Source organism: Nguyenibacter vanlangensis, assembly GCF_038719015.1.
GTDB classification, from domain to species: Bacteria; Pseudomonadota; Alphaproteobacteria; order Acetobacterales; family Acetobacteraceae; genus Gluconacetobacter; species Gluconacetobacter vanlangensis.
This window is the reverse complement of the sequence record NZ_CP152276.1, coordinates 3,175,340-3,190,501: the sequence shown is the minus strand read 5'-3', so window position 1 is coordinate 3,190,501 and position 15,162 is coordinate 3,175,340. Positions and strand designations below refer to the sequence as shown.

Annotated in this window: 13 protein-coding genes; 6 read left to right on the top strand and 7 right to left on the bottom strand. The window is 68.9% G+C overall.

Going from position 1 to position 15,162, the window contains the following annotated elements:
• Positions 1 to 15 precede the first annotated feature (15 nt).
• Positions 16 to 645 carry a ribosome maturation factor RimP gene (rimP, locus tag AAC691_RS14900; RefSeq protein ID WP_342630236.1) on the bottom strand — a complete coding sequence of 210 codons (630 nt, stop codon included), beginning with the start codon at positions 643 to 645 and terminating at the stop codon, positions 16 to 18.
• 191 nt (positions 646 to 836) lie between these two features.
• On the opposite strand from rimP, the gene AAC691_RS14895 reads away from it, so the two are divergent.
• The 3 genes from AAC691_RS14895 to AAC691_RS14885 are packed head-to-tail and all read left to right on the top strand — an operon-like array spanning position 837 to position 3,816.
• On the top strand, positions 837 to 1,445 hold the full coding sequence (locus AAC691_RS14895) for a hypothetical protein (protein ID WP_342627471.1): 609 nt from the start codon (positions 837 to 839) through the stop codon (positions 1,443 to 1,445).
• On the top strand, positions 1,442 to 2,710 hold the full coding sequence (locus AAC691_RS14890) for an AAA family ATPase (protein ID WP_176641342.1): 1,269 nt from the start codon (positions 1,442 to 1,444) through the stop codon (positions 2,708 to 2,710). The genes AAC691_RS14895 and AAC691_RS14890 overlap by 4 nt, the downstream gene beginning before the upstream one ends.
• A 56-nt stretch (positions 2,711 to 2,766) precedes the next feature.
• Complete coding sequence (locus AAC691_RS14885; RefSeq protein ID WP_342627470.1) at positions 2,767 to 3,816, top strand: hypothetical protein; 1,050 nt, start codon at positions 2,767 to 2,769, stop codon at positions 3,814 to 3,816.
• 48 nt (positions 3,817 to 3,864) lie between these two features.
• Here AAC691_RS14885 and AAC691_RS14880 read toward each other — a convergent pair whose 3' ends face one another.
• The 4 genes from AAC691_RS14880 to acnA form a co-directional block, all read right to left on the bottom strand.
• Positions 3,865 to 4,752, bottom strand: coding sequence for a LysR family transcriptional regulator (locus AAC691_RS14880; protein WP_176641350.1), 888 nt, complete (start codon positions 4,750 to 4,752; stop codon positions 3,865 to 3,867).
• Between the two features lie 186 nt (positions 4,753 to 4,938).
• Complete coding sequence (locus tag AAC691_RS14875) at positions 4,939 to 6,408, bottom strand: ABC transporter substrate-binding protein/permease (protein WP_342630235.1); 1,470 nt, start codon at positions 6,406 to 6,408, stop codon at positions 4,939 to 4,941.
• Between the two features lie 89 nt (positions 6,409 to 6,497).
• Complete coding sequence (locus tag AAC691_RS14870; RefSeq protein ID WP_176640159.1) at positions 6,498 to 7,247, bottom strand: amino acid ABC transporter ATP-binding protein; 750 nt, start codon at positions 7,245 to 7,247, stop codon at positions 6,498 to 6,500.
• Between the two features lie 70 nt (positions 7,248 to 7,317).
• Positions 7,318 to 10,011 (bottom strand): aconitate hydratase AcnA, encoded by a 2,694-nt coding sequence (gene acnA, locus AAC691_RS14865; RefSeq protein WP_342627469.1) that lies wholly within the window; start codon positions 10,009 to 10,011, stop codon positions 7,318 to 7,320.
• Positions 10,012 to 10,265: 254 nt separating this feature from the next.
• On the opposite strand from acnA, the gene ccmA reads away from it, so the two are divergent.
• Together ccmA and ccmB are read left to right on the top strand one after the other, a co-directional pair.
• Positions 10,266 to 10,937, top strand: a complete 672-nt coding sequence (gene ccmA, locus AAC691_RS14860; protein WP_342630234.1) for a heme ABC exporter ATP-binding protein CcmA — start codon at positions 10,266 to 10,268, stop codon at positions 10,935 to 10,937.
• The gene (gene ccmB, locus AAC691_RS14855; protein WP_323989216.1) at positions 10,934 to 11,614 is read left to right on the top strand and encodes a heme exporter protein CcmB; all 681 of its coding nucleotides are present in this window, start codon (positions 10,934 to 10,936) and stop codon (positions 11,612 to 11,614) included. Before ccmA ends, ccmB begins: the two co-directional genes overlap by 4 nt.
• A gap of 194 nt (positions 11,615 to 11,808) precedes the next feature.
• On the opposite strand, the gene AAC691_RS14850 is transcribed toward ccmB, so the two are convergent.
• A complete protein-coding gene (locus AAC691_RS14850) occupies positions 11,809 to 12,939 on the bottom strand; it encodes a type III PLP-dependent enzyme (RefSeq protein WP_323989217.1) in 1,131 nt (376 codons plus the stop codon).
• 363 nt (positions 12,940 to 13,302) lie between these two features.
• Between AAC691_RS14850 and AAC691_RS14845 the strand changes: the two genes are divergently transcribed.
• Entirely contained in the window at positions 13,303 to 14,289 is a 987-nt protein-coding gene (locus AAC691_RS14845) for a YihY/virulence factor BrkB family protein (RefSeq protein WP_408906000.1), read from the top strand.
• Between the two features lie 30 nt (positions 14,290 to 14,319).
• On the opposite strand, the gene AAC691_RS14840 is transcribed toward AAC691_RS14845, so the two are convergent.
• On the bottom strand, positions 14,320 to 15,009 hold the full coding sequence (locus AAC691_RS14840; RefSeq protein ID WP_342627468.1) for a septal ring lytic transglycosylase RlpA family protein: 690 nt from the start codon (positions 15,007 to 15,009) through the stop codon (positions 14,320 to 14,322).
• Positions 15,010 to 15,162: the final 153 nt, after the last annotated feature.

Sequence of the window (15,162 nt, the reverse complement as noted above, 5' to 3'; positions counted from 1 at the left end):
GCCTCCAGGGACGTCTCAGTGGGTCTTGCGCGCCGGCGACCGGCCGGGCTTGGCGTGTGTCATGTGGTCCGGGGCCTCTTGCGCGTCCCCGGCACCGTCCCGCGCGCCCATCATATGGGCGGTGGCGGCGATCAATTCATCGGTCAGGACCAGCCGCGCGCGGCGCAGGTCCGCCAGCGGCAGCGCGACCTCGGCCCCGTCATCGAGGCGCAACCGCCCGAACCCGTCGCCGGCGCCCAGCACGATGCCGGCAAAGCGCCTGCGGCCGTCGATCGGCAGGTTCACCTCGGCCTTCGCCAGGTGGCCGGCGAAGCGGTTCCAGTCCTTCGTCCGCGTCAGCGGCCGGTCGATCCCGGCCGACGAGACCTCGAGCGTCCAGGCGCCGGGCAGCGGGTCCTCGACGTCCAGCACCGCGCCCACCGCATGGCTGATCTGCTCGCAATCCTCGATCGCGATCAGCGTGCCGTCGGCGCGGTCGGCCATGATCTGCACGGTCGGGCTCTCGCGGCCCAGGATCGCCACCCGGACCAGCTCGAATCCCATGTCGGCCAGGACGGGGGCCACCAGGGCGGCCACCTTGGCATCGAGGCCGGTCAGAAAGGGCAGATCTTCGTCCAAAACAAAAAAGGCGGCCGCTCGGGCCACCCCCCAAAAAAACGGAGATGAAGGAATGGCCTCCATATAGGACACTCCGCGCCCCGCCGCAAGGTCCCCGCGTCGTCGCCGCCGGCCGCCGGCTTGCATCCCGCGCATCACAAAAACATGGTACATTACATTACAAACAGGTGGGCGTTCGATACTTGCACGCGGCGCCGGGCCAAACGCATGATGCCGCCATGAGGCACATGCCCGAACCCGAACCCGGCGCCGCGGCGGATGAGTCCGGTCCTGCCAGGGGCAGGCCGCTCTGGTACGGTCTGGCGGCCGGCGTGATCGTCGTGGCCGGGTTCAGTGCCCGCATGGCGCACCAGCAGCAGCACCCCGCCCCGGCCCCCGCCATCAGCAGCGACGGCCGGACCGTCGGCGGCGCGGGCCTCGGCGGCGCCCACGTGCTGGCCAGCACCCAGCAATTCGCCATGATCTCGCCCGACAACGCGCCGCGCGCGCTGCAGCAATCGGGCCTGACGCCGGACCAGCAGGCGCGGATCCTGGCGGGCATCCGGCGGCGCGAATACCGCCTGGTGCAGATGCCGCTGTATGACGAGGGCGGCCAGGGCGGCGTCGTCACCGTCACCTCCGGCGGCATCAGCCAGACCGTGCCGCTGACGCCGCGGCCCCGCACGGTCCTGCTGCCCATCCGGATCTCGGGCCAGGTCGATATCGCGCCGGTCACCGATCCGGGACTGGCCGGGGTGGCGCCCGGGGCCATCACCGTGCTGGGCCCGACCCCGCTGCCCGTCATCCATCGCGACGAAATGCTTGTACTGGATGTGATCGTCCAATGAAGGCCCTGCTTCCCGCCCTGAACCGGATGATGCCGGTGATGATGGTGATCTTCCTGGTCCTGGCGAGCCTGCAGGCGGCCGCGTCGCTGCATCTTTCGCTCGCCAGCCTCGCGCATTTCATGGAATGGTGTGCGCCGGCCTTTCCCGTGCTGACGGCCGGGAGCAGCCTGCTGGTCCTGGCGGGATTGATGTTCGAAACCCGCGCCGAACGGCTGGCGCGCAAGGGGCTGCGACGCCGACGGGGGTGGATGATGGATGTATTGGCCAGACTGACCAACCGCACCGCGCTGGAAGAGATGATGGCGCGCGAGCAGAAGGAAACGGTCATCGACGCCGAGGAACTGGCGGCCGGTCTGCGCGCCCGCGTGATCGGCCAGGACCAGGTCTGCGAGGACATCGCCGCCCAGTTGCGCCGGCGCATGGCGCTGCAGGTGCGCGGCAAGCCGGTCGGCATCTTTCTGCTGGCCGGGCCGCCCGGCACCGGCAAGACCTACCTGGCCAAGCAGATGGCCCGACAGCTTGACCGGCCGCTGCTGCATTTCGACATGACGCAGATGAGTTCGCCGCACGCGGCGACGCAGCTCTTCGGCTCGCCCAAGGGCTATGTCGGCTCGGACACGTTCGGCAAGCTGACCGGCGGGCTGAAGGAAAAGCCCGATGCCGTCGTCCTGCTGGACGAGATCGAGAAGGCGCATCCCGACGTCTTCAAGAAATTCCTGACCGCCTGGAACGACGGGCACGTGACCGAGGCCTCGACCGGCCAGCAGGTCTCGACCGTGCGGGCGATCTTCGTCCTGACCTCGAACATCGCCACCGACGCCCTGTCGGAAATCGCCGACCGGCTGGCGGACGAGCCCGACCGCATGCGCGCCGAGTCGGTCGAGGCGCTGCGCCAGGCCGGCTTCGCCCCCGAGGTGCTGAACCGCCTGGACCGGATCTTCGTCTTCCGCGCCCTGACCGGGCTGGACGTCGCGCGCGTCGCGGCGCTGGAGATCGAGACGATGATCGACAGCTATGGTCTGAAGGTGGAAACCGGCGGCATCGACCCGTCCCTGCTGTTCGAGGTCATGCGCCGGCAGAACAGGATGGGCGCGGCCGCCAGCGCTCGCGACCTGGTCCGTTCGATCGAGGACATGATCAGCGATTCGCTGATCTCCGCGCGGCAGCAGGGCGCGAAGCTGGTGCGCGTCGTGCAGGGCGCGGACGGCGTGACCGCCGAGATCGCGAATGACAGCGAGGCGCAGCGGGCGCGCGTGCTGCGCTGACCCCTGCGCCGCCCCGCCGCGCCGCCCCCCTGTTACGGTTGTTACGGTTGCCCTGAATGTCCGCTGCCTCCCGACTCTGGCATCGCGCGCCGCTATGGCGCGCCGCGCTGTTCGCCGCACCGATCTTCGCGCTTCTGGCGCTGCTCTATCCGCCTTCCTATCTGACGCGGGCGATCCCGGCGCTGCGGCCGGTCATCGACCGGCTGAACCACACGCTGGGCCGCACCCCGCCGCCGGGCCCGGGCGCTGAGCAGGTGGGCGCCGCCCAGGGCGCCGCCTCGGCACCGGATGACGACGGCAGCGCGCAGGCCGATGCCGGCGCGCCGCCCCAAGGTGCGAGCCAGGGGGGCCCCAACCAGGGAGGTCCGAACCAGGGGCCGGGCGGGACGCAGGTCGCGGCCCCGCCGATCACCTCGGACATGTCCGGGGCGATTCCCTTTGCCGGGCGCCTTCTGCCGCTGCCGGCCGGCACCTGGCACCCGGTGCTGACGACGCAGAGCGGCCCGCATGGCGAACTGATCAGCAATGTGCTGGTCCGGGCCGAGGGCGGAATCGTGACCGGGGTGGTGATCGCGCGCGGCAGCACCCAGTCGCTGTCGCCATCGACGGTCGAGGCGATGAACAATGGCTGCCACGATGACCGGAACTATCTGTCGAAGCTGGTCACCACCGATCCCAAGGTCATGGAATGCTGGTTTACCGCCCATGTCCAGATCGCGGGCCAGCCGCTGAGCGACAGCGTGGACATCCAGACCGCGTTCAACCGGCTGCACGTGCTGGGCTTCCCGATCCCCTATGTCATGCTGGTCGCAACCTGGAACTATGCCGAACTGGCGGCCGACCATGGCGCGAACATCGAGAACGTGACCATCCTGCTGAGCCCCGCCCGCAAGGGCACCATGACCCTGCCGGCCCCGCCCGACCAGTGGATGAAGCAATCCCTGCCGCAGAACCCGGGGGCCGCGCGTTTCGTGCATGAGGCCGACGACTGGATGAATGGCTGGACCACCATGTTGCGGCGCGGCTTCCATGGCGACCTGGTCAGCGGCGCGCCCGACCTGGCCCGCGCCGCCCGCGACCCCGCCGCCGCCCTGCCGCCCGGCTGACCGCCGCGCCCGAACCCGGCAGGGTCGCGACCCTGCCGGCGCGTCCGTTCATCGCACGATGTCGGCGATGGCGACCAGGAAATCCAGCACCGTGCGGGTGCGCAGCGGCAGGGCGCGCGGCCCGGTATGGACCGCGTGGATGGGCAGGTCCGGCACCGTCCAGTCCGGGAACAGCCGCACCAGACGCCCGGCCGCCACGTCCTCGGCCACCTGAAAGGACGGCAGCAATCCGACCCCCAGCCCGGCCAGCGTCGCCTTCAGCACCGCCTCGCTGCTGTTGGCGCGGAAGGGGCCGCTGGCGGCGACCACGCTTTCCTCGCCATTGCCCACGAAATGCCAGTCATGGCGCGTGCCGCCATAGGTATAGGCGACGCAGGGATGGTTCAGCAGGTCGCGCGGGTGCTGCGGCGTGCCCCGTCGTTCCAGATAGCGGCCCGACGCCACCGCGACCCGCCGGACGGTGCCCAGCCGTCGGGCGATCAGCGACCCTTCGGCGATCTCGCCCACCCGGATGGCCAGGTCCAGCCCCTCTTCCACCAGGTCGCCGAACCCGTCGCGCATGATCAGTTCCACCGACAGGTCGGGGTGGCGGTCCAGCAATTCGCCCAGGCGCCCGGTCATGTACAGGCCGAACGCGGTCGTCACCCCCAGCCGCACCAGGCCCGAGACCGACGCCCGGCGGCGGCCCAGCGCGGTCTCGGCGGTTTCGAGGATCTCCAGCACCTCATAGGCGTGGGGCAGCAGGCTGCGCCCGTCCTCGGTCATCATCAGGCTGCGGGTCGTGCGGGCGAACAGCGTCGTGCCGTAATGCGCCTCGAGCAGCGCGATATGGCGCGAGATGGTCGGCTGGCTGGCCCCGGTTTCGCGCGAGACGGCCGAAAACGACCCCGTCGCCGCGACGCGGACGAAACTGTGAAGGGCAGACAGCAGATCCATGGCCACCGATGCTTGGACTATTCCGGACTGTTCCACGCCCTTTCTATGGCCGCGCCCCCGGACGCACAACGCGGCATCCGGCAGCGCCGGCATGTGCCGGACGCATCAGGCCGCAGGCCGCGATGCCGGATGGCGTGACGTAATCGATCGTCCCGCGGACCTTTTTTCGGGGCTCTGCCCCCGTCGTCAGATATGTCCCTGGCGCCCCTGGCCGCGCTGCCCGGTCTGGAACCGCGCCTCGGCCCACCGGGCCAGCCGCACGAAGGGCAGGCCCAGCAGCAGATAGGCGACGCCGATCAGCAGGCCGGTGCCGAAATAATCGTAATAGGTCGAGGACAGCCGGACATAGGTCTGGCTCAGCTCGGTCAGGGTGATGACGCTGACCAGCGAGGAATCCTTGAGCAGCGAGATGAAATCGTTGGTCATCACCGGGATGACCATCCTGACCGCCTGCGGCACCACCACGAAGCGCAGCGCCTGGGCATGCGTCATGTTCAGCGCCAGCGCCGCCTCGATCTGCCCGCGGGCGACCGATTGCAGGCCGGCGCGGTAATTTTCCGCCTCATACGCCGCGTAATTCAGGCCCAGCGCCACCACGCCGGCCACGAAGGGCGACAGGCGCAAGCCGATCCCCGGCAGGGCGTAGAAGATGAACAGGATCTGGATCAGCAGCGGCGTGCCGCGGACGATTTCGACATACAGAACCGCCAGCCCGCCCAGCCAGCGCGGCCCGTAGCGCCGCAGCAGCGCCAGCGCCAGCCCCAGCCCCACCGCCACCACCATCGCGCAGGCCGAGACCGCCAATGTCAGCACCGCGCCGTGCAGCAGCAGCGGCAGGAAGCCGACATAGCGGTCGAGCCGGGCCCGCCAGCCGGGGATGGGCGCGGTGGCGGCCATGTAATGCCGCCACGAATCCGGCGCGATGTCCGGCGTACCTTGATCGCCGGTCAGCGCCGCCATCGCCGGCGTCCATAATTTCCAGCGCGCCAGGATATGGTGCAGTTCGCCGTCGCGCATCATGCCGTCCAGCGCCGCGTTCACCTGCGCCAGCAGCGCGGCATTATCCTTGGCGACGGCGACGCCATAGGCGACCTGGCCGATCGGCGCGCCCACCAGTTTCAGCGCCGGATTGGGGGCGCCGTAATAGAGCGCGATCGTGCTGTCCAGCAGCACGGCATCCAGCCGCCCGTTCGTCAGGTCGGTATAGGCGTTGGTCTCTTCCTCGTACGAACGGATTTGGATCGACGGGTCGGCCTGCAGCATGCGCTCGGCCGACGTGTCCTTCAGCGTGCCGACGACATGGCCGTGCAGCGCGGCCAGCGTGTCCAGCCCCTGCTGGCCGCGCCGCACCGTGATGCGTTCCGACGTCATGTAATAGGGGCGGCTGAACAGCACGCCCTGCCGATGCTCAGGCGTGATCTCGATGCCGTCGATCACCATGTCGTACAGGCCGCGCTGCAGGCCGGGGATCAGCCCGTCCCAGTCATTCTGCACGAATTGCGCCGGCCGCCCCAGCCGGCGGGCGATGGCCTGGGCGATGTCGTATTCGTACCCGGTCAGCCGGGACTGGTCGGCCGGATCGTGGAAGACGAACGGCACGTTCGCCTCGGCATCCGATGCCCAGCGCAGCGGAGCCGCGCCCGCGCGCCCCGCCATGGCGGCCGGGATCAGGACCAGAATCAGGACCGAAAGCAGGACCGCCAGCCCCGGAAACCGGGCCGGGCCGGCCGTCCCACACAGGCGCCTCACAGCACGGACCGCAGGAAGCGGCGCGTGCGCATGTCCTGCGGCGCGACGAAGAGCGTATCGGGATCGTCCATCTCGACGATCTCGCCGCCTTCCATGAACACCACGCGGTCCGACGCCGCGCGGGCGAAGCGCATGTCGTGCGTCACCACGATCTGGGTCATGCCTTCCGCATCCAGGGTGCGCATGACCGACAGCACTTCCTCGGCCAGTTCGGGGTCCAGCGCCGAGGTCGGTTCGTCATACAGCATCACGTCGGGCCGCATCGCCAGCGCGCGGGCGATGGCGGCACGCTGCTGCTGCCCGCCGGACAGCGTATCGGGATAGCGCGCGGCGATGGCCGACAGGCCCACCTTCTCCAGCAGCGCCAGGGCGTCCTGCCGCGCCTCGGCCACGCCGAGGCGCTTTACCCGGATCGGCGCCATCATGACATTGTCCAGGACGGTGCGATGGGGAAACAAATTGAAGGACTGGAACACCATGCCGACATGCGCGCGCAGCCGGTGGGCCGATTCCTCGTCGGCGCGGCTCCAGCGCCCGCCGGCGCGCGCGATGGTCACGCCGGCCATGCTGACCGTGCCGGAATCGGGCACTTCGAGGAAATTCAGGCAGCGCAGGAAAGTCGATTTGCCGCACCCGGACGGCCCGATGATCGACACCAGCTCGCCGCGCGCGACGGTCAGCGAAATGCCGCGCAGGATCGGATGTCCGTCGAAAATCTTCCGGACCTGGTCGGCTTGCACGACCATATCGGCAAAAAACGCCGGCCCGGGGTCTTCCGGGCCGGCGCCGTTCTGTCCGGAAACAGAAGAAAGCGGTTCAGGCAGCTTTGGTCATCCCGCGCAAGACATACTGCAGGATGCCACCATGCCGGTAATATTCGACCTCGTCCAGCGTATCGACGCGGCAGAGCAGCGGCACCGCCTGCGTCGTGCCGTCGGCGCGGGTGATGGTCATCGTCAGGGTCATGCGCGGGGTGATCGCGTCCAGCCCCTTGATGTCGATGATCTCGTCGCCCTTCAGGTTCAGCGTCTTGCGCGACATGCCGTCCTTGAACAGCAGCGGCAGCACGCCCATGCCGACCAGGTTGGAACGATGGATGCGCTCGAAGCTTTCGGCCACCACCGCGCGGACGCCCAGCAGCAGCGTGCCCTTCGCCGCCCAGTCGCGCGACGAGCCCATGCCGTATTCCTTGCCGCCGAAGACGACCAGGGGCACGCCCTCGTGCCGGTACTGCATCGCGACATCGTAGATCGAGCCGTCCTTCCCGTCGGGGAAGTGCCTGGACAGGCCGCCTTCGGTGCCCGGCAGCATCTCGTTCCTGATGCGGATATTGGCGAAGGTGCCGCGCACCATCACCCGGTCATTGCCGCGGCGCGAGCCATAGGAGTTGAAATCGGCCTTGGCGACCTGGTGTTCCTTCAGATACAGGCCCGCCGGCGCGCTCTCCTTGATCGCCCCGGCCGGCGAGATATGGTCGGTGGTGATGTTGTCGCCCAGCAGCGCCAGGATGCGCGCGCCGACGATGTCGCCCTTGGACACCGGTTCGGGCGTGATGTCCTGGAAATAGGGCGGATCCTGCACATAGGTCGAGGCCGGATCCCATTTATAGGTCTCGGACCCGGTGGCGACCTTCAGGGCCTGCCATTCCTTGGTGCCCTTGGCGATCTCGCTGTAGCGCTTGATGAATTCCTCACGCGTGATCGACGAGCCGATCAGCTCGGCGATTTCCTTGTTGGTCGGCCAGATATCCTTCAGATAGACCGGCTTGCCGTCCGTGGAGGTGCCCAGCGGCGCGGTGGTGATGTCCGCGCGCATCGTGCCCAGCAGCGCATAGGCCACCACCAGCGGCGGGCTGGCCAGATAGTTCGCGCGCACGTTGGGCGAGATGCGGCCCTCGAAATTGCGGTTGCCCGACAGGACCGACACCGCCACCAGCCTGTCGCCCTCGATCGCATCGACGATATTGTCTTCCAGCGGGCCGGAATTGCCGATGCAGGTCGTGCAGCCATAGCCGACGGTGTTGAAGCCCATCGCGTCCAGCTCGGCCGTCAGCCCGGCGCGGTCCAGATAGTCGGTGACGACCTGCGACCCCGGGGCCAGGGACGTCTTCACCCAGGGCTTGGGCTTCAGCCCCAGCGCCCGCGCCTTCCTGGCCACCAGGCCCGCCGCGATCAGCACCGCCGGGTTCGAGGTGTTGGTGCAGGAGGTGATCGCCGCGATCACCACGTCGCCATGGCCGATCTCGTAATTCGTGCCGGCCACCGCGACCTTCTTGTGTGCGTCGGCGGCGGGCACGCCCAGCGATCCGGTCAGCTCGCTTTCGAACGCGCGGGTCGCGTCGTTCAGCGCCACGCGGTCCTGCGGCCGCTTCGGGCCGGCAAGCGAGGGCACGACGCCGCCCAGGTCCAGTTCCAGCGTGTCGGTAAAGACCGGGTCGGGCGACTGGGCGGTGCGGAACATGCCCTGGGCCTTGAGATACGCTTCGGTCAGCCTGATGCGATGCTCATCACGGCCGGTCTGGCGCAGATAGTCCAGCGTCAGGTCGTCGACCGGGAAGAAGCCGCAGGTGGCGCCGTATTCCGGGGCCATGTTGGCGATCGTCGCGCGGTCGGCCACCGGCAGATGGTCCAGCGCCGGGCCGAAGAATTCGACGAACTTGCCGACCACGCCCTTCTTGCGCAGCATCTGGGTGACGGTCAGCACCAGGTCGGTCGCGGTCGCGCCCTCGGGCAGCCGGCCGGTCAGCTTGAAGCCGATCACGTCGGGGATCAGCATCGCGATCGGCTGGCCCAGCATCGCCGCCTCGGCCTCGATCCCGCCGACGCCCCAGCCCAGCACGCCCATGCCGTTGACCATGGTGGTATGGCTGTCCGTGCCGTACAGCGTGTCGGGATAGGCATAGTCCTTGCCGTCGACCTGCGCCGTCCAGACGGCCTGGGCGATATATTCCAGGTTCACCTGGTGGCAGATGCCGGTGCCCGGCGGCACGACCGAGAAATTCTCGAACGCTTCCTGGCCCCAGCGCAGGAACGCATAGCGCTCGCCGTTGCGCTGGAATTCGATCGTCACGTTCTTCTGCAGCGCGTCGGGCGTGCCGGCCACGTCCACCATCACCGAATGGTCGATGACCAGGTTGACCGGCACCAGTGGATTCACCTTCTGCGGATCGCCCTTCAGCTTCAGGATTCCGTCGCGCATCGCGGCCAGGTCCACCACGGCCGGAACGCCGGTGAAATCCTGCATCAGGATCCGCGCGGGCTTGAAGGGCACTTCCTGCGTGCTGCCGCCCTCGGGCAGCCAGGCCGCGATCGCGCGTGCGTCGTCGACGCTGTAGGACCGTCCGTCCTCGAAACGCAGGACGTTCTCCAGCAGGACCTTCAGGCTGACCGGCAGGCGGCCGACGTCGCCGATCGTCTTCTCCGCTTCGGGAATCGAGAAATAATGATAAGTCCTGCCGTCGACATCCAGCGTGCTGGCCGTTTTCAGCGTATCGTGCCCAACCGACTTCATTGGCTTTTCCCTCCGAGGCGCCCGCGGCGGATCATCCAACAGAAGCACGCAGTCCCGCCGGCAGGCGGCGTGATCCCTCTGGACAACCGGCTTGATCTCTTAACGGTCGTAGAACATACCCGGACATGGTGGTGACACAAGCTGGCCCCGGTAACAAGAACGCGGGAAATTTCCCGCCATATCGCCGGTCCGCGCGCGCCCCCCACCTTGCGAGGAGCCCCGTCATCGCTGCCTATGCCGCCCTGTCCCGCCCGCTGCTGGACGTCGAAAATATCTCGGTCTTCCGCGGGGAGAGGCTGGTCCTGGACGGGGTCGGGCTGCGCCTGCGGGCCGGCGAGGCCCTGCTGCTGACCGGCCCGAACGGCGCGGGAAAATCGACCCTGCTGCGCGTCCTGGCAGGGCTGCGCAAACCGGAAGGCGGCCATGTCCTGTGGGCGGGGATCGATGCGCTGGCCGATCGAACCGCCCATGCCGCCCGCGTCGCCTATCTGGGCCACCAGGACGCGCTGAAGCCGGGGCTGACCCTGCGCGAGAACCTGGCGCTGGCGGCCCGCGCCGGCGGGACGGACCCCGGCCGCGCCATGGCGGCGCTGGCGCTGTCGGACCTGGCCGACCTGCCGGCCCGCATGCTGTCGGCCGGGCAGAAGCGCCGCGCCGCCCTGGCGCGGGTCATGCTGGCCCGCGCCCCGCTCTGGCTGCTGGACGAACCCAGCCTGGGGCTGGACCGCAACGCCATCGGCCTGCTGGACGGCCTGTTCCGCGCGCACCGGCAGGAGGGCGGGATCATCATCGCCACCACCCATGTCCCGCTGCCGCTGCCCGACGCGCTGGGGCTGGACCTGCCCGCCGCGGCCGACCGCGCCGATCCCGACTGGCCGCCCGGACAGGACCGGTTCGACGATTGCTGGATGGAGCACGCGCCATGAGCGCCTCGCCCCCGCGCCTGTTCCTGGCGGTCATCGGGCGCGACCTGCGGCTGGCGGCCCGCCATGGCGCCGACACGCTGGGCGCGGTGCTGTTCTTCATCCTGGCCGGCGCGCTGTTTCCGCTGGCGCTGGGTCCCTCGCCCGAATTGCTGCGCCGCATGGCGCCGGGCATCGTCTGGGTCTGCGCCCTGCTGGCGGCGCTGCTGCCGCTGGATCGGCTGTTCGGCGCCGAGCTGGAAGACGGATCACTGGACCAACTGATGCTCTCGGGCCTGCCGCCCGCCCTGGTGGCCCTGGCGAAGATGGCCGCGCACTGGCTGACGACCGGCCTGCCGCTGCTGGTCGCGGCCGCCCCCCTGTCCATCATGCTGGGACTGCCGGCGCCGATCCTGCCGATCCTGCTGGTGGGGCTCGGCCTGGGCACGCTGGTGCTGTCGCTGATCGGCGGCATGGCGGCCTCGGTCGTGCTGGGCGCGCGGCGGGGCGGGGTGCTGCTGCCGCTGCTGGTCCTGCCGCTGGCGACCCCGGCGCTGATCTTCGGCGCGGCGGCGCTGGATGCCGCGCAGAGCAGCCTGTCCTGGCTGCCGGACCTGGAATTGCTGGGCGCGTTCCTGGCCTGCGCGCTGCCGCTCTGCCCGCTGGCCGCCGGCGCCGGCCTGCGCGCCGCCGTCGAATAAAGGCGAGGGCGCGGCCCCCCTTTGTTTATCAATAACCACAACCCATTGATAAACAAATGGTTTCCAAAGGCACCGCCTTTGGTGGGGTTCGGGGCAAAGCCCCGAAAAAGAGCCCGGGCAACCAAAAAAGCAAAAGGGGCATCCCCAATGCGGGACACCCCTTTTATACGGTGCCTGTCCGGGTCCGGACGGGCTTAGATGTAATGTTCGCCCAGCGGCGCGAAGCCGTTGAAGCGGGTCGAGCAATAGGTCGAGACATAGGCCCCGGTGGACAGCAGCTCGATCCGGTCGCCGCAGGCCAGGTCCAGCGGCAGGGCGTAGGGCGCCTTCTCGTACAGGATGTCCGCGCCGTCGCAGGTCGGGCCGGCGATCGCCACCCGCCCCGTCGGTCCGCCGTCATGCGGCGTGCGGATGCCGTAGCGGATCGACTCGCCCTCGGTCTCGGCCAGGCCGCCGAAACGGCCGATATCCAGATAGACCCAGCGCATGTCGTCCTTCAGGCCGCGGCGGGTCACCAGCACCACCTCGGCCGACACCACGCCGGCATCGCCGACGATGAACCGGCCCGGCTCGACGATCATTTCCGGCAGGTCGTTGCCGAAATGCGCGGTCATCGCATGGCTGATCGCCAGCGCGAACTGGTCGATCTCGGGCACGTCGTCGCGATAGCGGATCGGGAAACCGCCGCCCAGGTTGACCATGCGCAGGTTCAGCCCGGCATCGGCCAGGTCGGTGAACAGCATGCCGACCCGCGCGATCGCCGCTTCGTACGCGTCCGTGGTGGTCTGCTGGCTGCCGACATGGAACGACAGGCCGTACGGGTCCAGGCCGAGGTCGCGGGCGCGCAGCATCAGGTCGCGCGCGCTTTCGACCGTGGTGCCGAACTTGCGCGACAGCGGCCATTCCGCCCCTGCATTCTCGACGATCAGGCGGCAATAGACGCGCGATCCCGGAGCGTGGCGGGCCAGCTTCTCCAGTTCTTCGTGGCTGTCGAACGCGTACATCGTCACCCCGGCCGCGTAGGCGGCGGCGATGGCCGACACTTTCTTGACCGTGTTGCCGAACGAGATGTCGCGCGCATCCGCGCCGGCATCCAGGCACATGCGGATCTCTTCCCACGACGCGGCGTCGAAGGCCGAGCCCAGCGATACCAGCCGGCGCAGGATCGCATCCGCCGGGTTGGCCTTGACCGCATAATAGATGCGCGCCAGCGGCAGCGCCGTGCGCAGCGACTGATAACGGGCCTCGACGCGATCGACATCGACGACGAGGCATGGCGTCGCAGGAGCCTGCTCGGCCAGAAAACGGGCGATTTTGGGAGTCATCGCACCCAAATCCCTTCTGTGAAATCCATCCGGGGACTTGGCCGGACAGGTGTTGCGAAACGGTCTAACGGACCAGCGACCAAGACTGGGCCCCGCGAGGGGATCCCGATTGCCAGAACGCTTGACGTCGTTGCGTAACCTCAGAGGGCCAGTGGCACGTGCGTTGTTGCGTGGGGAGCGCATATGAGGGTAATCCGTTTGCGACGCAACAGAAAAATCGTCGCTTTTCCATATTTCTTCGTAATGTGGGACCCAGGCTGATCGTCGCCGCCCCTGTCCCCGCCCATGGCCCCAGCCTCTCGCCTGTTCCGGGCCGCCGCCCCGATGGAGCCTGCCCGATGGAGCCTGCCCAATGGAGCCTGTTTGACCCCCTCGCCGCCGGATGACCCGTACCGCCCGAACGCAGACGCGCTGAAGGCCGGCACCGCAGCCGCCCCGTCGCTGCACCGGCTGCGCCAAACCTGGCGGCCCGTGCTGCGCCGCATGCTGGGCAACCTGGTGGACGACAAGATCGGCCTGGCGGCGGCGGGCTGCGCATTCTACGCCACCCTGTCGCTGTTTCCGGCGATCAGCACGCTGATCTCGATCTATGGGCTGGTATTCGACCCGCAGACGGTCGAGCCGCAGCTCAACATCCTGCGCAACCTTCTGCCGCCATCGGCCTTCGCGCTGATCGGCGAACGGATCCACACGCTGGTCGCCGAATCCCATTCCGCGCTGACCCTCAACCTGATCCTGTCCACCGCGCTGGCCCTGTGGTCGGCCTCGGCGGCGACGCGTTCGCTCATCACCGCCGTCAATATCGCCTATGACACGCGTGAGACGCGCAGTTTCCTGCATTTCCAACTGATGGCGCTGGCCATGACGCTGTTCGCGATCCTGGGCGCCGTACTGGCGCTGGCGCTGCTGGTCGCACTGCCGGTGCTGGTCGATTTCCTGCCCGACCTGCTGGGCATCGCCCCGCCCCCCTGGTCGGTCGGCCTGGCGGTCGAAACCGGGGGGCCGGCGCTGATGCTGCTGTTCGTGCTCGCGGCCTGCGCCATGCTGTACCGGCTGGGGCCGTCCCGCCGGATCGCCCACTGGGTCTGCATCCTGCCCGGCTCCTGCGCCGCGACGCTGCTGTGGATCGTTTCCTCGATCGGGTTTTCGTACTATGTCAGCGCCATCGCCAGCTACAACGCCACCTATGGCCCGCTGGGCGCGGTGGTGGCGACGATGATGTGGTTCTTCGTGTCGGCCTACGTCATCCTGCTGGGCGCGGAGCTGAATTCGGGCATCGAGGCCGAGATGGGCCTGCGCCCCGATGACGGCGCCCCCGATACCGGCCGGCGCCAATCCGCATCGCCCTGAAGCGCGGCGGGACGGCCGAAGAGAAAGCCGTCAGCGGCGATGCCCGGCGCGGCGCGGCGTGCCGGGGGCCGCCGCGGCGATGGCGTCGTCGCTGGTATCGGCTGCGTCGGCCTGCGCCACCTCGACCTGTGCCATATCGACCGCTGGGGCGGGCCCGATCACCACATGGGCGGTGCCGGCATGCAGCATGCCGATCCGCGCCGCCGCCGCCGGCGACAGGTCGATGACCCGCCGTCCCACGAACGGCCCGCGATCATTCACCGTCACCACCACCGACCGGCCGGTATCCTCGGACCGGACCAGGATTCGCGTGCCCATCGGCAGGGTCGGATGGGCCGCCGTCAGCGCGCGCGGATCGAAATTGCGGCCCGACGAGGTGCGATGGGGCTGGCGCAGATGGCCGTACCAGCTTGCGACCCCCTTCTCGGACCAGGCCAGGGCCGACTGACCCGCGAGGGCCAGGCGGTGGGACCGGCGCGCCAGCGCGGCCCGCACCGAGGCCGCCCAGGCCGTCACCGGATGCCCGCTGTCCCTCGAGACCGGGGCATCCGCCGAGGCCGGCGCGGCATCGACGACGGGAGCCGCGTTCGGCGCCGCGTTTTCCGTGCCCGCTGTCGCTTCGCGGCCACAGGCGGCCGAGGCGAAGGCGAACAGGCAGGCCAGCGCGATCAGCGCCCGTCCCCCCGATCCTATCCGTCGCTCTTTCCGTGCCTGTTGCAAACCGCGTCCAATCCTGTTCGATCATCCAGCCAGTAACGATTGGCCATACAATAATCGTACGGCAGATAATTCAAGGCTTTTTCGTCCCGAAAGTTCCCCAGGGACCGGATCAGCCCCGAGTTCTTCCCCGGCCTGACCCGCATTCCTGCCGTC

Coding starts and splice junctions, on each gene's coding strand:
- AAC691_RS14895 (WP_342627471.1), top strand. CDS start 837: ATGAGGCACATGCCCGAACCCGAACCCGGCGCCGCGGCGGATGAGTCC.
- AAC691_RS14890 (WP_176641342.1), top strand. CDS start 1,442: ATGAAGGCCCTGCTTCCCGCCCTGAACCGGATGATGCCGGTGATGATG.
- AAC691_RS14885 (WP_342627470.1), top strand. CDS start 2,767: ATGTCCGCTGCCTCCCGACTCTGGCATCGCGCGCCGCTATGGCGCGCC.
- AAC691_RS14880 (WP_176641350.1), bottom strand. CDS start 4,752: ATGGATCTGCTGTCTGCCCTTCACAGTTTCGTCCGCGTCGCGGCGACG.
- AAC691_RS14875 (WP_342630235.1), bottom strand. CDS start 6,408: ATGGCGGGGCGCGCGGGCGCGGCTCCGCTGCGCTGGGCATCGGATGCC.
- AAC691_RS14870 (WP_176640159.1), bottom strand. CDS start 7,247: ATGGTCGTGCAAGCCGACCAGGTCCGGAAGATTTTCGACGGACATCCG.
- acnA (WP_342627469.1), bottom strand. CDS start 10,011: ATGAAGTCGGTTGGGCACGATACGCTGAAAACGGCCAGCACGCTGGAT.
- ccmB (WP_323989216.1), top strand. CDS start 10,934: ATGAGCGCCTCGCCCCCGCGCCTGTTCCTGGCGGTCATCGGGCGCGAC.
- AAC691_RS14850 (WP_323989217.1), bottom strand. CDS start 12,939: ATGACTCCCAAAATCGCCCGTTTTCTGGCCGAGCAGGCTCCTGCGACG.